The sequence below is a fragment of the Streptomyces sp. NPDC111507 genome, assembly GCF_055638955.1.
The window spans coordinates 126,904-147,585 of sequence record NZ_JBVKBU010000017.1; the positions used below are offsets into that span (position 1 = coordinate 126,904).

A 20,682-nucleotide genomic window follows, 5' to 3' on the forward strand; every position below is an offset into this window, starting at 1 on the left:
CTCTAAATCGAGGAAGGCAAGGAGGTGCCCGGACATGAGACTGACCCCCACGGAACGTGACCGGCTGCTGCTCTTCGGGGCCGCCGAGCTGGCCCGTGCCCGCCGGGCCCGGGGCCTCAGGCTGAACGTTCCCGAGGCGACCGCCCTCATCGCGGACACCGTGTGCGAGGCGGCCCGGGACGGGCGCCGGCTCGCCGAGGCGATCGCGGCGGCCAGGGCGGTGCTCGGCCCGGACGACGTCCTGCCGGGCGTCGCCGACGTCGTCACCGAGGTGCACGTCGAGGCCGTCTTCGACGACGGGTCCCGGCTCGCGGTCGTCAGCGACCCCCTCGGGGGCGGGCTGGGGGAGCGGGCGCCGGGCGCGCTGCTGCCGGGGCCGGCGCACGCCGAGCCCGCCGCGGTCGTCCGGCTGACGGTCACCAACACCGCGACCGTGCCCGTCTCCGTCACCTCGCACTTCCACTTCTTCGAGACCAACCCGCGGCTCGACTTCCCGCGGGCGGCGGCCTACGGGATGCGGCTCGCGGTCCCCGCCGGGTCCTCCGTGCGCTTCGGGCCGGGGGAGAGCTTCGAGGTCGGGCTGCTGCCCATCGGCGGTGAGCGGATCGCCATCGGCTTCGCGGGACTGGTCGACGGGCCGCTGGACGCGCCCGGGGCCAGGGAAGAGGCCCTGCGCAGGGCCGCCGCCTGCGGATACCTCGGAGCTGGGGACGCCGGGGAAACGCAAGGAGCTGAGCCGCGATGAATCCGTACGAGTACGCGGCCACCCACGGGCCCCGCGCCGGCGACCGCGTCCGCCTCGGTGACTCCGGGCTGACCATCCGCGTCGAGTCCGACGCCCAGCAATACGGCGACGAGTTCCTCGCCGGCTTCGGCAAGACCGCCCGCGACGGACTGCACCTCAAGGCCGCCGCCGTCCGCGAGACCTGCGACGTCGTCATCAGCAACGTAGTGGTGATCGACGCGGCCCAGGGGATCCGCAAGGTCTCCATCGGCATCCGCGAGGGGCGGATCTGCTCGATCGGGCGGGCCGGGAACCCCGACACCCTCGACGGGGTCGACGTGGTGGTCGGTACGGGGACGTCGATCGTCTCGGGCGAGGGACTGATCGCCACCGCCGGAGCCGTCGACACCCACGTGCACCTGCTGTCGCCGCGCATCATGGAGGCCTCGCTCGCCTCCGGCGTCACCACGATCATCGGCCAGGAGTTCGGGCCGGTGTGGGGCGTCGGCGTCAACTCGCCCTGGGCGTTGCGCCACGCCTTCAACGCCTTCGACGCCTGGCCGGTCAACATCGGCTTCCTGGGCCGGGGTTCGTCCTCCGACGCAGCCCCCCTCGTCGAGGCCCTGGCCGAGGGCGGCGCGAGCGGCTTCAAGGTGCACGAGGACATGGGCGCCCACACCCGCGCCCTCGACACCGCCCTGCGCGTCGCCGAGGAGCACGACGTCCAGGTCGCCCTGCACAGCGACGGGCTGAACGAATGCCTGTCGGTCGAGGACACCCTGCGCGTCCTCGAAGGCCGGACCATCCACGCCTTCCACATCGAGGGCTGCGGCGGCGGTCACGTGCCGAACGTCCTGAAGATGGCGGGGGTCCCGAACGTCATCGGTTCCTCCACCAACCCCACCCTGCCCTTCGGCCGGGACGCGGTCGCCGAGCACTACGGCATGATCGTCTCCGTCCACGACCTGAAGACCGACCTGCCCGGCGACGCGGCCATGGCCCGCGACCGGATCCGCGCCGGGACCATGGGCGCCGAGGACGTGCTGCACGACCTGGGCGCGATCGGGATCACCTCCTCGGACGCGCAGGGCATGGGGCGCGCGGGCGAGACCGTACGCCGCACCTTCGCGATGGCCGGAAAGATGAAGGCCGAGCGCGGCGCCCCGGCGGACGTGGACCACGACAACGAGCGCGTCCTGCGCTACATGGCCAAGCTCACCATCAACCCGGCCATCGCGCACGGACTCGCCCACGAGGTCGGCTCGATCGAGGTCGGCAAGCTCGCCGACATCGTCCTGTGGCGCCCGGAGTTCTTCGGCGCCAAGCCACAGCTCGTCCTCAAGTCCGGCTTCCCCGCGTACGGCGTCGTCGGCGACCCGAACGCCGCCACCGACACCTGCGAACCGCTCGTCCTGGGGCCGCAGTTCGGGGCGCACGGCGCGACGCCCGCCGAGATCTCGGTGGCCTTCGTCGCCCAGGCCGCGCTCGACCAGGGCAACGACCTCATGCCGACGCGCCGACGCCGGGTCGCCGTGCGCGGCACCCGCGGGATCGGGCCCGCCGACCTGCGCCTCAACTCCCGTACCGGATCCGTCGACGTCGACCAGCGCACCGGCCTGGTCACCCTCGACGGCGACCCGTTGCGCTCCGAGCCCGCCGACTCGGTCTCCCTCAACCGCCTCTACTTCCTGTGATGAAGGTGCACGTCATGACCCCTGCCACCGACGGTTTCCGGATGCCCGCAGAGTGGACCCCGCACGAGCGCACCTGGATGGCGTGGCCGGGCCCCAACCCCACCTTCGACAACCCCGACGACCTCGCCGAGGCGCGTGCGGCCTGGGCGGCGGTGGCGCGCGCGGTCCGCCGGTTCGAACCGGTGACGGTCGTGTGCGGGCCGGGCCAGTCGCAGGCGGCCCGGGCGCTGCTCGGCCCGGACGTCGACACCGTCGAACGCGAACTCGACGACGCCTGGATGCGTGACATCGGCCCCACCTTCCTCACCAACGGGAAGGGTGAACTGGCCGCCGTGGACTGGACGTTCAACGGCTGGGGCGCCCAGGAGTGGGCCCGCTGGGAGAACGACGCCAGGATCGGCGCATATGTCGCGGACCTCGCGGGGGCGAAGACGTACGCCTCGAAGCTGGTCAACGAGGGCGGTGCGATCCACGTCGACGGCGAGGGAACCGTGCTCCTGACCGAGACCGTGCAACTCGGCCCCGAGCGCAACCCCGACTGGACGCGCGAGCAGGTGGAGACGGAGATCCACGCCCACCTCGGCACCCGCAAGGCGATCTGGCTGCCGCGCGGGCTGAGCGGCGACTACCCCCCGCACGGCTTCGGCACGCTCGGCCATGTCGACATCGTGGCCGCCTTCGCCCGCCCCGGAGTCGTGGTCGCGCACTCCCAGCCCGACCCGGCGCACCCCGACCACGAGGTGACCAAGGAGGTCATCGGCCTACTCAAGGCCGCGACCGACGCGCACGGGCGCCGCCTGGAGGTCGTCGAGGTCCAGGCCCCGACGATCCTGGAGGCCGACGGCCACTGGGCCGACTACTCCTACATCAACCACTACCTCTGCAACGGCGGCGTGGTCCTGTGCGGCTTCGACGACCCGCGCGACGAGCTCGCGGCCGGCATCTTCCGACGGCTCTTCCCCGAGCGGACGGTGACACTGGTGGACGCACGTACGATCTTTGCGGGAGGCGGTGGCATCCACTGCATCACCCAGCAGCAGCCGAGGATCTGAACCAGGAGTCGCACGTGGCAGGGGACAGCACGCCGCGGAGGAAGAACGCGCCTCCGCGCGAGGACGTGCTGGCAGCCGCCATGGACATGATCGCCGAGCGCGGTCTGGAGAAGCTCACCATGGCGGCGCTCGGCCGCGAGGTCGGCATGAGCAGTGGTCATCTCCTCTACTACTTCCACTCCAAGGACGAGCTGTTGCTGCAGACCCTGGAGTGGAGCGAGGGGCGGCTCGGCGCCGAGCGCGGCCGGTTGCTCGCCGCCCGGGGCACCGCCCGTGAGCGGCTCGACGCGTACGTCGACCTGTACGTCCCCGACGGCCACCGCGACCCGCACTGGACGCTCTGGCTGGAGGTCTGGAACCGCTCGCAGAACGCCGACGACGCCGCCCGCGAGCGGCAGGTCGCCATCGAGGGCGCCTGGCACCGCGACCTCGTCGCGCTGCTCGCCGAGGGTGTCTCGCGCGGCGAGTTCCGGCCGGTCGACCCGGACCGCTGCGCCGCCCGGCTGCGGGCCCTGCTCGACGGCTTCTCCATCCATGTGGCGATCGGACTGCGCGGCACGGACAGAGCGCGGATCCTGCGCCACGTGAGGGAGTTCCTGGACGAATCCCTGCGCTGACCGTCACTCGTGCCATGAACGCCATGAACGCAATGAACCAGACGTGAGGCACCCTTCTCGCGGCAGTGATCAGCGGGCACGTTTCGGCTCATGGCCCTCACCGCCCTCACCGCCCTCACGGCACTCACGGGACGAGAGCGCCGCGCCTTGTTCATGCGCCCGGTCGGCGGCCGGCTGCTCGGCCGATCGCCGACCTCCCCCACGCCTCGGGGGCGCGGGGGACCCCCGGGCCGCAAGACCGCCCCGACGCTGACCGTCACCCTGTCATGCGGGAGACCCGCGGCCTGGATCTCAACCAGGTCGGCCCCGGCCGGTAACCCTCCCCGGAGCCCACGGCGCGGCTCGCATCCTGAGACGACCCGTGAGCATGGGGGCGGTATGTGCCAGACTGCCCCCGTGCTCTCGTTCGCCATGATTATTGGCAGCAGGCGCGCCGGTCCGCAGTGACCGCCACGTACCACCACGTACGGGCGGACATCGTCGTCCTCGACCCGCGCGCAGACCTCTCGCACCCGCGAGAGGTTTTTCGTTTTCCTGGCCCACCTCAAGCCGGGAAGGGAGCGCGAGGGATCATTGGAGGACGGTGGAGCCGGTCATTCCGGTACAGACCGAGATCCGACATCAGGAGCCGAACACCATGACCGAAACCAGCGAGCTCGACGATTCGTTCCACGTCTTCGACACGACCCTGCGCGACGGTGCGCAGCGTGAGGGCATCAACCTCACCGTGGCGGACAAGCTGGCCATCGCACGGCACCTGGACGACTTCGGCGTGGGCTTCATCGAGGGCGGCTGGCCCGGCGCCAACCCACGCGACACCGAGTTCTTCGCCCGCGCCCAGCAGGAGATCGACTTCAAGCACGCCCAGCTGGTCGCGTTCGGCGCCACCCGCCGCGCGGGCGGCAAGGCGAGCGAGGACCCGCAGGTCAAGGCCCTTCTCGACTCCGGCGCCCAGGTGATCACCCTGGTCGCCAAGTCCCACGACCGGCACGTCGAACTCGCGTTGCGCACCACCCTCGACGAAAACCTCGAGATGGTCCGCGACACGGTCTCCCACCTGTGCTCGCAAGGCCGCCGGGTCTTCGTCGACTGCGAGCACTTCTTCGACGGCTACCGCGCGAACCCCGAGTACGCGAAGGCGGTCGTCCGCGCGGCCTGGGAGGCGGGCGCCGATGTCGTCATCCTCTGTGACACCAACGGCGGCATGCTCCCCGCCCAGGTCCAGGCGGTCGTCGCCACGGTCCTCGCCGACACCGGCGCCCGGCTCGGCATGCACGCCCAGGACGACACGGGTTGCGCGGTCGCCAACACGCTGGCCGCCGTCGACGCGGGCGCGACCCACGTGCAGTGCACCGCGAACGGCTACGGCGAACGGGTCGGGAACTCGAACCTGTTCCCGGTCGTGGCCGCCCTGGAACTGAAGTACGGCAAGAAGGTCCTCCCTGACGGCGCCCTGCGCGAGATGACCCGCATCTCGCACGCGATCGCCGAGGTCGTCAACCTCACCCCCTCCACGCACCAGCCCTACGTCGGCGTCTCGGCCTTCGCCCACAAGGCGGGCCTGCACGCTTCCGCGATCAAGGTCGACCCGGACCTCTATCAGCACATCGACCCCGAGCAGGTCGGCAACACCATGCGGATGCTGGTCTCCGACATGGCGGGCCGCGCGTCGATCGAGCTCAAGGGCAAGGAACTCGGCATCGACCTCGGCGGCGACCGCGAACTCGTGGGCCGTGTCGTGGAACGCGTCAAGGAACGCGAGCTCAAGGGCTACACGTACGAGGCGGCGGACGCCTCCTTCGAACTCCTGCTCCGCGAGGAGGCGGAGGGACGGGCCCGCTCGTACTTCCAGGTCGAGTCCTGGCGCGCGATCGTCGAGGACCGCCCCGACGGCACCCACGCCAACGAAGCCACCGTCAAACTCTTCGCCAAGGGCGAGCGCATCGTCGCCACGGCGGAGGGCAACGGTCCGGTGAACGCCCTCGACCGTGCCCTGCGGGTCGCCCTCGAAAAGATCTACCCCCAGCTCGCCAAGCTGGAGCTCGTCGACTACAAGGTCCGCATCCTCGAAGGCAAGCACGGCACCCAGTCCACCACCCGCGTCCTCATCTCCACGTCCGACGGCGCGGGGGAGTGGTCCACGGTGGGCGTCGCGGAGAACGTGATCGCGGCGTCCTGGCAGGCGCTGGAGGACGCGTACACGTACGGCCTGCTGCGCGCGGGTGTAGAACCGGCGGAGTAGCCGCCCCACCACCTGGACCCCCGGGCGGGGGCTGCGCCCCGCCTCCCCCGCCCGGCCGATCCGTTCGTCCGACGGCCGGTCGGGGGCTGGTCGCGCAGTTCCCCGCGCCCCTGAAGACCCCGGGTCGTCCGGCGCTCGATGGCTGAGCCGGAGGAGCTACCCCCCACCCACCCCGGCCCGCGCCCTTCGGCCCGTCCGGCGTGCGAGGACGGGGCCGGAGGCCGATGCCCCACCCACCCCAGCCCGTCCGGCGTTCGAGAACGAGGCCTGGGGCCGATGCCCCACCCACCCCCTGGTCCCCCCACCCACCGCGGCCCGTATTACTCAGCCCGTCCGGCGTTTGAGGACGAGGCCGTTCAGGCCGTGCGGGGGTCCAGGGGGCGCAGCGCCCCTGGCGGGGTTGAAGGGGCGGAGCCCCTGGGGATGGGTCGGGTAGGGGCGGCGGGGGCGAGGAAAGCGGGCGAGCCCTGTCAGCGCAGCGCCCACTTCTGATTGGCCGCCCCCGTACAGGACCAGATCTGCGTCCGAGTCCCATTCACCGCCGAGTTGCCCGTCACATCCAGACACTTGCCCGCCGCCGAATTGACCACGTCACCCGTCGACCCGTTGTACGACCACCGCTGCGCCCCGGTCCCATTGCAGTCGTAGAGCTGAACCTTCGCCCCGTCAGCCGTGGACGCCGACGTCACGTCGAGACACTTGCCCAGCGCCTGGACCGACCCGTCCCCCGCCACCGTCCACCGCTGCGCGTCCGAGCCATTGCAGTCGTACAGCTGAACCGCCGTACCGTTCGCCGACGACCCCCCGGCCACATCAAGACACTTCCCCGCGAGCCCCACGAACGCCCCCGTCTGTCCACCCCCACCGACCTGCTCCCCAGCCCAGGTGAACGTCGCGGACGTCTTCCCCGGCAGTGAGTACGTCGCGTGCTGCGAGCCCCAGTTGATGGTCACGGTCTTCGCGGACGAGGAGTCGTTGTAGGCGATCAGCGCCTTGGAACCGTCAGGATTGCGCCACGCCACGTTCGGCACGGACGTACTCGCCGTAGAGGCCACCCGCTGCGCCCCCGGCCGCACGAACTTCGTCAACTGCCCCATCGTGTAGTACTCGATCGTGTAGTCGACCTGCCCACTCGCCCCGTCCCCGTTGTGGACGGTGATCAGCCCGGAGCACGTCCCGCACCCCCCGTTGTGCGGCCCCCGGTTCTGATCGACGGCCAGCGACCACTTCGTCACCGACTTCGCCCAGTTCCGCGTGTAGTCGACGATGTTGAGCATGTCCTCGCGCTGCTGGTTGGCGATCCAGGTGCCACCGGAGTGCTCGGTCCCGAAGGCGTCCACCCCCGGGTACTGGTTGTGCACGCTCGTCTGTTTGCCCACGTCCCCGCCGTACCCGTGCCAGGCGATCCCGCCGAAGTTCGGATGCGCGCGCACGGCCGCGTCGTCGACGGTCTGGGCGGCGTACGAGTCGTACACGTCCCAGTTCCAGTCGTGCGCCAGCACCTTCGTGGACAGCCCCGCGGCCTGCAGCTTCGGCAGCAGCTCATTCTTCGTGAAGTACGCGAGCCCCGACGCGTTCCAGCTCATCGACGGATACCCCGAGCAGCACGTCGGCTCGTTCTGGGCCGTGACGTAGGAGACCGGCACCCCCTGGTCCCGGTACGCCTGGAGGTACTTGACGAAGTACGAGGCGTACGCCCCGTAGTCCTCCGCCTTCAGCCAGCCCCCGTTGAGCTGCCCGCTGTCCTTCATCCAGGCGGGCGCCGTCCACGGCGAGGCCATCACGGTGAGCGAGGGGTTCAGCTGGAGCGCCTGCCTGGTCAGCGGCACCACGTCGGCCAGATCGTGCGCGATCGAGAACGACGAGAGGGACGGATCGCTCTGCCCAGCCGGCACGTCGTCGTACGTGTACCCGTACCGGGCGAGATCGGACGCACCCATCGGATTCCGCAGGAACGAGAGCCCGATGCCCTCCGTCGGCGAGAACAGCTTCCGCATCGTCGCGTCCCGGGTGGCTCCCGACAGCGCCCCGCTGCTGTTCATCAGCCAGGCCGCGGTGTCGGTGAAGGACGCGCCGCCGCCCGTGAAGGTCTGGTAGCGGGTGTTCTCGTCGACGGTGATGTTCTCGCCGCCGCCGCCGGTACCGGCCTGGAAGGCGAACGGCGTCTGGGCCTGCAGCCCGCGGACGACATGGCGTCCGCCGTCGTCGTCCGTCGTGGTCAGCCAGGCCGTGACGGGTTCGCCCGCGGCGTGCGCGGGCGCCGCCGTGACGGCGGTCAGTCCGGCGGTGGTGAGCAGTCCGGCGAGAAGAAAACGGACCGCCCGAGTGGATCTCCTCATGACGCGTCGCCCTTCTGGGTGTGGGGGAGGGGGCGTGCGAGCCGTGAGTAAATGACGGCTTCGGGTCCACGTCAAGGGGTCTCGCGTTCAGAGCGTGAAAGAACAACTGCCCTGATCCGGCCGCACATTGCCCGTGTACCGGTTCTGACGTGAAGTCTTGACGGCCTCCCGGGGCGCCAGTTAACTCACGCCGTGATCTAAGCCGTAAGAGACCAACCGGAAGAGACGCCGTCAGGTATTCAGCCAGGTAGTCAGCCAGGCATTGACCCAGACATTCAGCAAGACATCCAGCAAGGCATCCAGTCAGGGATCACCAGGATCACCAGGTATTACAGGGACTACGTAGAGTCGAGGGAAGGTCCATGCGAAGAACCGCCCTGCTCGCCTCCGCCGCTTTGCTCACGGGGCTGCTGCCGCTCCTTTCGGCCGGAGCGGCCACGGCCGACGAACCGGCCCCCGTCCCCGTCGACCGTTTCGAGGGCGAGGTCCCCTTCGCCAATCCCCCCGCCGGGGGCCTGTTCACCTGGGGCGGTGACGCGGACGACCCGCCCGCGCTCGCCCTGACCACCCGTACCGACGCCCCCGAGGGCGCCAAGGTCCTCTCCGGCACCTACGACATCAGCGGTTACGGCGGCTTCACCCACGACTTCGCCTTCGACCAGCCGGCCCACGACTGGTCGGCCCACAAGGGCATCCGCTTCTGGTGGGACGGCCAGAACAACGCCAAGAAGGTCGCCTTCGAGATCAAGGACGGCGGTGCCAACGGCGAGGCCTCCGAGCTGTGGACGACGTCCTTCACCGACGACTTCACCGGCTGGAAGCAGATCGAGATCCCCTTCACCGACTTCACCTACCGAACGGACTACCAGCCCGTCGGTGGCATCGACCAGGTCCTCGGCCTCACCCAGATGTGGGGGTACGCCCTCACGCTCCCGGTCGGCGTCAAGGGCCGGTTCGCCATGGACGACGTCGAGTTGTACGGCAAGGCCGACCAGTCCCTGCGCGCCTCCGTCACCGCCGACTCCGCCGTCCACCCGGTGAAGGAGGGAGCGACGGCGACGGTGAAGCTCTCCGTCGCCACCACCGGAGCCGCCCCGATCGACGAACCCGTGACCGTCGCCTACGAGAGCGCGGGCGGCACCGCCGAGCCCGGTAAGGACTACACGCCGGTCAAGGGCGAGATCACCTTCCCGGCGGGCACGGCCTCCGGTACCTCCCGCACCGTCCAGGTCCCGACGCTGCGCGACAAGTCGGCCGAACCCGCCGAGACGATCCCCCTGAAGCTCACGGTCACCGGCGCGAAGGCCCCCGCCGAGACCCCGCAGATCGTCATCGACGCCCACGGCCTGCCGTACCTGGACCCGAAACTGCCCGTGAAGAACCGGGTCGCCGACCTCGTGTCCCGCATGTCCCTGGAGGAGAAGGCCGGGCAGATGACCCAGGCCGAACGCGGCGCGCTCACCGCGCAGGGCGACATCGCGACGTACGACCTCGGCTCGCTCCTGTCGGGTGGCGGCTCGACCCCGGCGCCCAACACCCCCGAGGCCTGGGCGAAGATGATCGACGCCTTCCAGCTCCGGGCGCAGGCGACACGGTTCCAGATCCCGCTGATCTACGGCGTGGACGCGGTGCACGGCCACAACAACCTCACCGGCGCGACGATCATGCCGCACAACATCGGCATCGGCGCGACCCGTGATCCCCAGCTGGCGGAGCGGACAGGTTCCGTGACGGCGGCCGAGGTGCGCGCCACCGGCATCCCCTGGGACTTCGCCCCCTGCCTCTGCGTCACCCGCGACGAACGCTGGGGCCGCTCCTACGAGTCCTTCGGCGAGGACCCCGCGCTCGTCGAGTCCATGGAGACGATGATCCAGGGCCTCCAGGGCGCCGCGAACGGCAAGGACCTGAAGGACAACGACAAGGTACTGGCCACGGCCAAGCACTTCGTCGGCGACGGCGGCACGGAGTACGGCTCGTCCACGACGGGCTCGTACACCATCGACCAGGGCGTCACGAAGGTCACCCGGCAGCAGTTGGAGGCCGTCCACCTGGCGCCGTACCAGACGGCGGTCGACCGTGGCATCGGCTCGGTCATGCCGTCCTACTCCTCCCTCGACATCCTCGGCGACGGCCAGGGCCCGGTGAAGATGCACGCCCGCGCGGACATGATCAACGGCGTGCTCAAGGACCGTATGGGCTTCGACGGATTCGTCATCAGCGACTGGCAGGCCATCGACCAGATCCCCGGCGACTACGCGTCCGACGTCGGTACGTCGATCAACGCGGGCCTGGACATGATCATGGTTCCGTACGCCTACAAGGACTTCCGCACGACGCTGGTCGACGAGGTACGGGCGGGCCGCGTCAGCGAGGCGCGGGTGAACGACGCCGTGTCCCGCATCCTCACCCAGAAGTTCAAACTCGGCCTCTTCGAGAAGCCGTATGCGGACACGAGCGGCGCGGCACAGATCGGCTCCGCCGGCCACCGGGCGGTCGCCCGCGAGGCGGCGGCCAAGTCCCAGGTCCTCCTGAAGAACGCGGCCGGCGTGCTGCCCCTGAAGAAGTCCCAGAAGGTGTACGTGGCCGGTTCGAACGCCGACGACCTCGGCAACCAGACCGGCGGCTGGACGATCACCTGGCAGGGCGCGTCCGGGAAGCACACGGACGGTACAACGATCCTCCAGGGCATGCGGAACGCCGGCGGTGACGTCACCTACTCGAAGGACGCCTCAGCCCCGACGTCCGGCTACGACGTGGGTGTGGTCGTCGTGGGCGAGACCCCCTACGCGGAGGGCGTCGGCGATGTGGGCAACGGCAACGACCTCGCTCTGACCCCTGCCGACCAGGCCGCCGTGGACAAGGTGTGCGCGGCCATGAAGTGCGCGGTCCTGATCGTCTCGGGCCGCCCGCAGCTCATCGGCGACCGCCTGGGTGGGATCGACGCCCTGGTGGCCTCGTGGCTGCCCGGCACGGAGGGCGACGGCGTGGCGGACGTCCTGTACGGCAAGCGCGCCTTCACCGGCCAGCTCCCCGTCACCTGGCCCAAGTCGGAGACCCAACTCCCGATCAACGTCGGCGACGCGTCCTACGATCCCCAGTTCCCCTACGGCTGGGGTCTGACCACACTCACGAAGGTCCCCGGGGGCGGCGAGGCCACGCTCAAGGCCCTCACCCTTCTCGCCCGGACCGCGGACCGAACCGGCTCAGCACGACTTGGCCGCGCCGCGGTCACCAAGGCCCGCCTCCTGGTCCAGCAGAGCACAGGCTCAACCATCACCCCAGCCCTCGCCAAACCCTTCGCAGAAGCCGACCACCTACTCCTGACCGCCCACTACACCCAGGCCCTGACGAAACTCCTGCAGGCCTACCGAGCCAGATGACGGCCAGAGGCTGATGTGCGGCGGGGCGTGGGGGGCTGATCGCACAGTTCCCCGCGCCCCTGGGCGAGGCTTCGCCCCGCCCCCTGGGGGCACCCCATCCCCACCAACCCCAATGCCCAGTTTTACGCACGTTCAGGTAGCTTCGGAGATATGAAGGCCGCACTGATCCGAGGGCTCCCCGGACTGCTGATCGCGCTGACACTCGCCGCCCTCACGGCACTCGCTCTCACCGCACCCCCCGCCCACGCGACCACAGACGTGGGAACAGTGGCGGCAGCCCTCCGCAAGAGCCCCGTCTACGTGGACCCGGCAGCCTCCGCGCAACTCTCCAAGGCGGACGCCGACACCCTGGCCAAGAAGATCAAGAACGCGAACAAGCCCGTCTTCGTGGCCGTCCTCCCCGCGGACTTCCCCACCCAGAACCTCTTCCAGAACCTCCGCACCGACACCGGCATCACAGGCCTGTACGCCATCAGACTGGGCACCCGCTTCGACGCCCGCGCCGACACCGCCGTCATGCCCCGCACCGCCGTCCAGAACCTCGTCACCAGCGTCAAGGGCGAACCCACGAAGGCCCAGCTGAACAACTTCACGGACCGCGCCCTGGCCAACATCAACGGCTCGGCCCCCAAGAGCTGGGGCTCGGCCGACGGAAACGGCGTCTCCGCCGGCACCCTCATCGCGGTGGCCGCGGTAGCCGTGGCCGGCGGCGCGGGCGCCTACACCCTCGTGCGCCGCAACCGCCGCCGCAAAGAGTGGGAACAACAGGAAGCACTGGACAAACTCCGCGTGGTCGTCGACGAGGACATCACCGCCTTCGGCGAGGAACTCGACCGGCTCGACTTCCACCCCGCCGAGGCCGGCGCCGACGACGCGATGCGCGCCGACTACGAACGCGCGCTCGACGCCTACGAACAGGCGAAGTCGTCCATGGCGGCGGCCCGCCGCCCGGAGGACGTACGCGCCGTCACCCAGTCCCTGGAGGACGGCCGCTTCTCCCTCGCGCTCCTGTCCGCCCGTCGCGAGGGCAGGCCCCTGCCCGAACGCCGCGCCCCCTGCTTCTTCGACCCGCGACACGGCCCGTCGGTCGCCGACGCGACCTGGACCCCGGCCGGCGGCGCCCCCCGCGAGGTCCCGGTCTGCGCGGCGGACCAGGCCCGTCTGGCGGACGGCCGCGCCCCGGCGGTCCGCGAGGTCGACACCGATGACGGCCGCCGCCCGTACTGGGACGCCGGCCCGGCCTACGGCCCCTGGGCGGGCGGCTACTTCGGTGGCGGCCTGCTCCCCGGCCTCCTCGTCGGCACCCTGCTCGGCAGCGTGATGGCCACCCCCTCCTACGCGTCCGACTACGGCTCCGGTTACGGGGACTTCGGTGGTTACGGCGGCGGTGACGTCTCCGGCTCCGACTTCGACCCCGGCGACTTCGGCGGCGGTTTCGGAGACGGCGGCGGCGACTTCGGCGGCGGCGGAGGAGACTTCGGCGGCGGCTTCTGAAACGAGGGCTTCTCCAGCACAGCCGTCCCGGACAAAGGCTCCTACGGTGCGGCCGTCCCTGACGAGGTCCCCCGAGGCTCGGTATCCGCAAGGCGGTCCATCAGCGCCCCCGCCAGTCGCAACACCTCACATTCGGTCTCGTTCAACGTGCCGAGCGCCTCCGCCAGCCAGGCATCCCGCTCAGCCATGTCATGCCCCAGCGCCCGCAGCCCCTCCGCGGTGAGCGTCAGCAGGGACTGGCGCCGGTCCGCGCTGTCGGCCGTCCGCGCGATCAGCCCGTCCGACTCCAGCTCGGCGAAGACCCGGGTCAACGACTGCGGCCGCTGCCGCTCGGCCGCCGCGACCTCGCCGGGCGTCGCCGCCCCGTGCCGACGCAGGTGTCCCAGCACCCCCAGCTGATTCGGACTGAGGCTGCCCTCGCCCCGCTCCTGCCGCAGCCGCCGGTTGAGCCTGACGACACCACGCCGGACCTGGGCCGCATAGGAGAGATGATCCATCCGTCCATCGTAAGCTAAAACTTACTAACTATCACTCCAAATCCCCCTACCATCGGCACTATGCCCGGCAAACACATACGCAATGCTTATGAAGCAGCGCTGACCATGACGGCCGTGCTGCTCTCCTACTCCCTCGCCCTGTGGCTGGAGGACGCCGCCGCACTGCACACGGACGTCCTCGTCCTCGCGGTCGCGCTGACCCTCACCCTGGCCCGCACCCAACGGACCGCCGATGCCCGCCGACGCCTCATGGCCTGCGTCCTGCTGCCCGCCCTGGCCGGTGCGGCGACCCTGCTCGGCCACCTGATCGCCGACCACTACGCACTCGGCGCCGCGGTGTTCACCCTCGCCATCTCCCTGCCGATCTGGATCCGCCGCTTCGGCCCGGCCGCGACGAAGGCAGGCACGCTGATGACCTTGCCGCTGGTCGCCCTGCTCGTCGTCCCCGGCCCCGCGCTGCCGCCCGGGGCCCAGAGCGCGCTGGTGAACTGGGGCTGGTCGGCGGTGATCGGGCTGCTGGCATGCGGCTGCGTCTGGCTGGTCCAGATGTCCGCCGACCGCCTCGGCCCCGGGCGCCCCGACCCGGAACCGGACCGCCCCCGACGAGCCTCCCGACTGCGCCCCGTCCCCAGCACCCGCATGGCGTGGCAGATGGCCGCCGCCGTCGCCGCTGCCTTCACCCTCGGACGGCTCCTCTTCGACCACCACTGGCCGTGGATGGTCCTGACCGTGTACGTGGTCGCGAGTGGCAACCGCGGCCGCGCCGACGTCATACGCAAGGGAGTCGAACGCCTGGTCGGCGCCTGCGCCGGCACACTGCTCGCCACCGCGGTGGCCGCCGCCGGCATCACCGGCCGGACCTCCGTCGTCCTGATCTTCGCCGTACTGGCCGTCGCCCTGTGGCTCCGTCCGCTGAACTACGCCTACTGGGCCGCCGGCATGACCACCGCCCTCTCCCTCCTCCTCGGCTACTGCGGCCAGGACGCGCAGGACCTGCTGCCCACCCGTCTCGGGGCGATCGCGGTCGGCGCGGTCCTGGCGGTCGCGTCGGCCTGCTGCGTTCTGCCGATCCCACGCCGCCGGGCACCGGCTCCCAGCCCCGCCTGACTAACCCCGCAACCCCTGTCCACGCAGTCCCTCCCCTCTCGGTCTCGTCCCGCGCTCGCCCTCCCCCCGCGGATCCTGCCGCCCGACAGCCTCCGGAGCCGCCGCACGCGGCACGACCAGCCCCGTCTCGTACGCCGTCACGACCGCCTGCGTACGGTCGCGCAGCCCCAGCTTGGACAGCACCCGGCTGACATGGGTCTTCACCGTCTCCTCGCCCACCTGGAGCCGCGCGGCGATCTCCGGGTTGGACAGCCCTTCCGCCAGCAGCCGCAACACCTCCGTCTCGCGCGGGGTGAGCACGCCGAGCGCCGTCCCCGTCGGCGCCCTGGGCTTGAGCCGGGCGAACTCGGCGATCAGCCGCCGGGTGATGACGGGCGCGAGCAGCGCCTCCCCGGCGGCCACGACCCGTACCGCGTCGAACAGCCGCTCCGCCGTCACGTCCTTCAGCAGGAACCCGCTCGCCCCGGCCGCGAGTGCGTCATACACATGCTCGTCCAGGTCGAAGGTGGTGAGGATGAGCACGCGCGGCGCGTCCCCGGCCTCCGGCCCCATCAGCTCGGCGGTGGCCTGGATCCCGTCCATGACCGGCATCCGTACGTCCATGAGGACCACGTCGGGACGCCGCTCCCGGCAGACCCGTACCGCCTCGGCGCCGTCGCGCGCCGTGCCGACGACGGTGAAGTCCGCCTGGGTGGCGAGAAGCCCCGCGTACCCGGCGCGCACCACCTCGTGGTCGTCGGCCACCACGATCCGCACGGCAGGGACCCGTCCTTCGGCTTCCGAGGCCTCTACGGCTGTCGTCATACGAGAGCCTCCGCCCGCACCGGGAGCCGTGCCTCGACCAGGAAGCCACCGCCACGCGCCGGACCGGTGCGCAGGGTGCCGCCGACCGTGGCGGCCCGCTCGCGCATGCCGAGCAGGCCGTGCCCGGCGGTCGGGGACGCGGGCCCCGGCCCGTTGTCGCGCACACGGATCGCCAAGTCGTCCTCCGCGTAACGTAGTTCGACGTCGACGGCGGCACCCGGAGCATGCCGGCGGGCGTTGGTGAGGGCCTCCTGCACGATCCGGTACGCGGTGACCTCGATGCCTGGGTCGAGCGGGGCGACCGGCCCGCTGACGATCAGCCGCGTACGGGATCCGGAGGCGTCCCGGGACTCGTCGACGAGCTCCAGGAGCTGGCGCAGCCCCGGCTGCGGACGCCGGTTGACCCCCGTGTCGGCGTCCTCCCGCAGTACCCCCAGCAGGCGCCGCATCTCCGTCAGCGCGCTCCGTGCGGTGTCCCCGATGGCGAGCAGCCGGGTGGCGCCGTCGGCAGGGAGCCCTGCCGTGGTCAGACGGGCCGTCTCCGCCTGCACGGCGATCATCGAGATGTGGTGCGCGACCACGTCGTGCAACTCCCGTGCGATGCGCGCCCGTTCACCCCGTGCGGCGTGGGCGAGGAGCGTGTCCGCGAAGGCCCGCTCCGTCGCGCTGTGGGCCAGCGCGGCGCTGCGGACGTGGTGCGTGATGCCCGTCGCGGCCGCTGCCGAGGCGAGCGTGGCCACCAGCACGGCCATCACCCGGGTGGTGAGGTCGTCCTGACTGACGAGGGCCAGCACGACGTACGGCACGACGAGTATTCCGCTGAGCCGGGGCGCCCCCGCCCGTCCCAGCCAGTACACCGAGGCCAGCTGGGCCGCCACCCCCGCCAGCGTGAGGGTGCGGAACGGCGCCAGCGCCAGCACGCCCGCCGAGGTCACGGCCACGGCGGCCCCGGCCCGCGCCGGCAGGACCCGGTCGGTGCCGAGCACGAAGGTGAGCGGCAGGGTGGTGCAGACCCCGAGCAGCAGGGCGAGCGACAGGTTCTCGCGCAGGCCCCCGAGTCGGATCAGGACCTCGGCGCAGGCGAGGAGTGCGAGGGCGACCGGGTAGGTCACGGAGGCGGGGAAGTGCCGCAGCAACTTCCGTACCCCCGCGATTCCTTCGCCGTGTCGCGCCGTGTCCTCGCCCATGCCGCCATTGTGCCGTCGGACGCGCCGCGGCGCGTCACCCTGGGGTTTCTCCCTCACACGAGGGACCCGGCCGACGATCCGTCCCTCGTGACAGGGGCGCCGAAGACGGCTCCGTGGCGGGACGACGCCGAGGCCCGCCCGTCCCTAATCTCGCTGGCATGAGCGATGCAACGATCGAAGTCCAGGACCTGCGCAAGCGGTTCGGGCGGACCGTCGCGGTCGACGGACTCACCTTCACCGTCCGGCCGGGACAGGTCACCGGTTTCGTGGGTCCGAACGGGGCGGGCAAGTCCACCACCATGCGGGCCGTGCTCGGCCTGGACACTCCCGACGAGGGGCGCGCCCTCATCGGCGGCCGTCCCTACCACGCCCTGCGGTCACCGCTGTTGGAGGTCGGCGCGCTCCTCGACGCGGCAGCCCTGCACCCGAGCCGGCGCGGACGCGACCATCTGCGCTGGCTGGCGCACTCGCACGGGCTGTCCCTGCGCCGGGTCGACGAGGTGCTCGAACAGGTGGGCATGGACCAGGCCGCCCGCCGCCGCGCGGGCGGCTACTCACTCGGTATGCGCCAGCGCCTGGGCATAGCGGCCGCGTTGCTCGGAGACCCTCCGGTGCTCCTGCTCGACGAACCAGTCAACGGCCTTGATCCCGAGGGCATCCAGTGGATCCGCGGCCTGCTGCGCCGACTGGCCGGGGAGGGCCGCGCCGTCCTGGTCTCCAGTCACCTCATGAGCGAGCTGGAGGACACCGCTCACCACCTGCTGGTCGTCGGCCGTGGCCGCCTCATCGCGGACACCTCCGTCGCCACCCTGCTCGCCGCCGCGTCCGGCGACCGCGTGGCCCTGCGTACGGGCGCCCGCACGGAGGCAATGGAGCTGCTCACCCGAAAGGGCGGCACGGCCGCGGTCACCAGCGCCGACACCCTCACGGTCACCGGTCTGCCCGCGGAGCGGATCGTCGCGCTGCTCGCCTCGGCCGGCGTCCCCTTCGCCGAGGTCGGCGCGCACCGGGCCTCGTTGGAGGAGGCGTACATGGAGCTCACCAGGGACGCTGCGGAGTTCACGTCGACTCCGGACGTGACGGACGGCGAGGTGACCCGATGACCTCGACCTTCACTCCCTACCGCTCCTCGCTCAAGCCCGCCCGCGAGGGATTCGGGCGCCTGTTGCGCGCGGAATGGAGCAAGTTCTGGACGGTACGCGTGTGGGTGCTGGCCCTCGTCGTGGTGGCCGCGGTCACGGTCGCCATCTCCCAGCTCGCCGCGAGCGGCTCCGTCGACGATTCCAACGAGCACCCGCTCACCGTCGGGCCCGACGGCACCCGCGTCAACGACACCTTCCACTACGTCCACCAGTCCCTCCCGGCGAACGGCGGCGTGACGGTCCGCGTGTCCGACCTGAAGGGCGGCGGCGGCCGGGACCCGGAGCCGTGGGCGAAGGCCGGCGTGCTGGTCAAGGCGAGCACGAAGGCCGGCAGTCCGTACGCGGCCCTGATGCTCACTCCCGACCACGGCGTCCGCCTCCAGTGGAACTTCACACACGACAAGGCGGGCAGTGCCGCCTCCGGCACAGCCCCCCACTGGCTGCGCATGACCCGCTCGGGCACCCGCCTGACCGGATACGAGTCCTCCGACGGCGCCCACTGGACCAAGGTCGGCGCGGTCACCCTGCCGGAGCTGCCCAACACGGCACAGGCGGGCCTGTTCGTCGCCTCACCTCTGCACAACAATCTGCGCCGCTCGTTCGGTGGCACGTCGGAGACGGCCGGTAGCGCGACCGCAGGGGCGACTTTCGACCACCTGGCCCTGAGCGGTGCCACCGCGACCGGCTCGGCCGCCTGGACGAGCACGGACGTGGGCGCCCCCGATCCGAACGACCCGGACACCCCGCAATCCGGCCCCGCCCGCGCCGAGCCTGGCACCACCGCAGTCTCCGCGACCGGTGTCTACACCCTCACCGGCCAGGGAGACATCGCCCCCGACGAGACCGGCAGCGACACCGTCCAGATGAGCTTCCAGGGCGTCTTCGTGGCCGTCCTCTTCATGGTCGCCCTGGGGACCCTGTTCATCACGACCGAGTACAAGCGCGGCATGATCCGTACGACGTTCACGGCGACCCCGCGCCGGGTGCGGGTCCTCACCGCGAAAGGCCTGGTGATCGGGGGCATCACCTTCGCCGTCAGCCTGCCGGCCGTGGCGATCGCCTTCCTTCTGGCCCAGCGCACGATGCGTTCCCAGGGCTTCGCGCCACCCGCCTACCCCGACCTGTCACTCCTCGACTCACCCGCCCTGCGGGCGGTGGTGGGCAGCGCGGCACTGTTGTCCCTGGTGGCGGTCCTCGCCCTCGCCCTGGGAGCGATACTCCGCAACAGCGCGGGCGCGATCACGGCCGTCGTGGTCCTAGTGATCCTGCCGCAGATCCTCGCCTTCGCTCTTCCGCTCCCGGTCGGGCAGTGGCTGCTGCGTGCGACGCCGGCCGCGGCTTTCGCGGTCCAGCAGGGCAAGGCGTACTACCCCCAGGTGCAGCACAACTGTCTGCCGGAGAGCGGCTGTTACCCCATGGCCCCGTGGAACGGCTTCGCCGTGCTGTGTGCGTACGCGGCCGTGGCGCTCGCCCTCGCGGCCTGGCGCCTGCGCAGGAGGGACGTATGAGGCGTGCGAGGCCGGCACTCGGCGCCCACCACCACCCCGCGGGGCCCGCACCCCATCCTCCACTCCACACACAGTCCGCACTTCGCGCACTCCACGCCGAGTGGACCAAACTCCGTACGCTGCCCAGCAGTTGGCTGCTGCTGGCCGCGACGGTGGCCCTGACCTTCGCGGTGGGCACGGCCGCGGTGTCCTCGGTCAGCACCCGGGAGTGCGCGAGCGCCGCGGCCTGCCACGAGGACACGGTGAAGCTCGCCCTGACGGGTGTGTGGCTCGGCCAGGCGACCGTCCTCGTCCTGGGCGCCCTGTCGATGGGGGCGGAGTACGGCACGGGCACGGTACGCACGACGCTGACGGCGATCCCGCGCCGGGCGACGGTCCTGGCGTCGAAGGCGGCGGTGCTGGCCGCGGCGACGGGTATCGCGGCCGGCACGGCGATCCTCGCCTCCCTCGCCACGGCCCGCTGGATTCTCCCGGCCAACGGCTTCACCCCCGGGGCGGGCTACCCCCTCCTCTCCCTCACCGACACCCCCACCCTCCGGGCTGCCCTCGGCTCCACCCTCTGCCTGATCCTCGTAGCCCTCCTGGGCCTGGGGCTGGCGGTCCTGCTCCGCGACAGCGCGGCGGCGATCACCACGGGCCTGGGAGTCCTCTACGTGGTCCCGCTCATGTCGGACCTCCTGGGCTCACCCACCTGGAAGGACCGCCTCGAACGCTGGGCCCCCATACCGGCGGGTCTCGCCATCCGCGCGACGAAGGACCTCGCCCGCCTGCCGATCGGCCCCTGGCCGGGGCTGGGGGTGCTGGCGGCCTACGCGCTGGGGGTGCTGCTGGTGAGCGGCGCGATATTCACACGCCGGGACGCGTAGCCGGGAAATCCGTGGCCCACCGGGCGCCT

15 protein-coding genes are annotated in these 20,682 nt (G+C 71.3%); 11 read left to right on the plus strand and 4 right to left on the minus strand.

Going from position 1 to position 20,682, the window contains the following annotated elements; all coding sequences use genetic code 11:
* Nucleotides 1–34 precede the first annotated feature (34 nt).
* From ureA to cimA, 5 genes are all read left to right on the plus strand, one after another.
* Nucleotides 35–745: an urease subunit gamma gene (gene ureA, locus ACZ7M2_RS42670; protein ID WP_471599913.1), complete on the plus strand. Its 711-nt coding sequence runs from the start codon at nucleotides 35–37 to the stop codon at nucleotides 743–745.
* On the plus strand, nucleotides 742–2,418 hold the full coding sequence (locus ACZ7M2_RS42675) for an urease subunit alpha (RefSeq protein ID WP_471599914.1): 1,677 nt from the start codon (nucleotides 742–744) through the stop codon (nucleotides 2,416–2,418). Before ureA ends, ACZ7M2_RS42675 begins: the two co-directional genes overlap by 4 nt.
* 14 nt (nucleotides 2,419–2,432) lie before the next feature.
* Nucleotides 2,433–3,470, plus strand: a complete 1,038-nt coding sequence (locus ACZ7M2_RS42680; RefSeq protein ID WP_471599915.1) for an agmatine deiminase family protein — start codon at nucleotides 2,433–2,435, stop codon at nucleotides 3,468–3,470.
* Nucleotides 3,471–3,550: 80 nt separating this feature from the next.
* Nucleotides 3,551–4,087 (plus strand): TetR/AcrR family transcriptional regulator, encoded by a 537-nt coding sequence (locus tag ACZ7M2_RS42685; RefSeq protein ID WP_471599973.1) that lies wholly within the window; start codon nucleotides 3,551–3,553, stop codon nucleotides 4,085–4,087.
* 637 nt (nucleotides 4,088–4,724) lie between these two features.
* Complete coding sequence (gene cimA, locus ACZ7M2_RS42690) at nucleotides 4,725–6,329, plus strand: citramalate synthase (RefSeq protein WP_352049380.1); 1,605 nt, start codon at nucleotides 4,725–4,727, stop codon at nucleotides 6,327–6,329.
* 470 nt (nucleotides 6,330–6,799) lie between these two features.
* Here the strand turns inward: cimA and ACZ7M2_RS42695 are convergent, their stop codons facing one another.
* Complete coding sequence (locus ACZ7M2_RS42695) at nucleotides 6,800–8,668, minus strand: ricin-type beta-trefoil lectin domain protein (protein ID WP_471599916.1); 1,869 nt, start codon at nucleotides 8,666–8,668, stop codon at nucleotides 6,800–6,802.
* Nucleotides 8,669–9,030: 362 nt separating this feature from the next.
* On the opposite strand from ACZ7M2_RS42695, the gene ACZ7M2_RS42700 reads away from it, so the two are divergent.
* Together ACZ7M2_RS42700 and ACZ7M2_RS42705 are read left to right on the plus strand one after the other, a co-directional pair.
* Complete coding sequence (locus ACZ7M2_RS42700) at nucleotides 9,031–12,048, plus strand: glycoside hydrolase family 3 protein (RefSeq protein WP_471599917.1); 3,018 nt, start codon at nucleotides 9,031–9,033, stop codon at nucleotides 12,046–12,048.
* Nucleotides 12,049–12,198: 150 nt separating this feature from the next.
* Complete coding sequence (locus tag ACZ7M2_RS42705) at nucleotides 12,199–13,542, plus strand: hypothetical protein (RefSeq protein ID WP_471599918.1); 1,344 nt, start codon at nucleotides 12,199–12,201, stop codon at nucleotides 13,540–13,542.
* A gap of 41 nt (nucleotides 13,543–13,583) precedes the next feature.
* Here the strand turns inward: ACZ7M2_RS42705 and ACZ7M2_RS42710 are convergent, their stop codons facing one another.
* Nucleotides 13,584–14,039, minus strand: coding sequence for a MarR family winged helix-turn-helix transcriptional regulator (locus ACZ7M2_RS42710; protein WP_471599919.1), 456 nt, complete (start codon nucleotides 14,037–14,039; stop codon nucleotides 13,584–13,586).
* 60 nt (nucleotides 14,040–14,099) lie between these two features.
* Between ACZ7M2_RS42710 and ACZ7M2_RS42715 the strand changes: the two genes are divergently transcribed.
* Entirely contained in the window at nucleotides 14,100–15,146 is a 1,047-nt protein-coding gene (locus tag ACZ7M2_RS42715) for an FUSC family protein (RefSeq protein WP_471599920.1), read from the plus strand.
* Here the strand turns inward: ACZ7M2_RS42715 and ACZ7M2_RS42720 are convergent, their stop codons facing one another.
* Both ACZ7M2_RS42720 and ACZ7M2_RS42725 read right to left on the minus strand, forming a co-directional pair.
* Nucleotides 15,147–15,950: a response regulator gene (locus ACZ7M2_RS42720; RefSeq protein ID WP_471599921.1), complete on the minus strand. Its 804-nt coding sequence runs from the start codon at nucleotides 15,948–15,950 to the stop codon at nucleotides 15,147–15,149.
* Nucleotides 15,947–17,137, minus strand: a complete 1,191-nt coding sequence (locus ACZ7M2_RS42725) for a sensor histidine kinase (RefSeq protein WP_471599922.1) — start codon at nucleotides 17,135–17,137, stop codon at nucleotides 15,947–15,949. Before ACZ7M2_RS42725 ends, ACZ7M2_RS42720 begins: the two co-directional genes overlap by 4 nt.
* A 158-nt stretch (nucleotides 17,138–17,295) precedes the next feature.
* Between ACZ7M2_RS42725 and ACZ7M2_RS42730 the strand changes: the two genes are divergently transcribed.
* From ACZ7M2_RS42730 to ACZ7M2_RS42740, 3 genes are read left to right on the plus strand one after another with little or no spacing between them, the layout of a single operon-like run.
* Nucleotides 17,296–18,240 (plus strand): ABC transporter ATP-binding protein, encoded by a 945-nt coding sequence (locus tag ACZ7M2_RS42730; RefSeq protein WP_471599923.1) that lies wholly within the window; start codon nucleotides 17,296–17,298, stop codon nucleotides 18,238–18,240.
* Complete coding sequence (locus ACZ7M2_RS42735) at nucleotides 18,237–19,787, plus strand: DUF1349 domain-containing protein (RefSeq protein WP_471599924.1); 1,551 nt, start codon at nucleotides 18,237–18,239, stop codon at nucleotides 19,785–19,787. The genes ACZ7M2_RS42730 and ACZ7M2_RS42735 overlap by 4 nt, the downstream gene beginning before the upstream one ends.
* Nucleotides 19,784–20,653 carry an ABC transporter permease gene (locus ACZ7M2_RS42740; RefSeq protein ID WP_471599925.1) on the plus strand — a complete coding sequence of 290 codons (870 nt, stop codon included), beginning with the start codon at nucleotides 19,784–19,786 and terminating at the stop codon, nucleotides 20,651–20,653. The genes ACZ7M2_RS42735 and ACZ7M2_RS42740 overlap by 4 nt, the downstream gene beginning before the upstream one ends.
* Nucleotides 20,654–20,682: the final 29 nt, after the last annotated feature.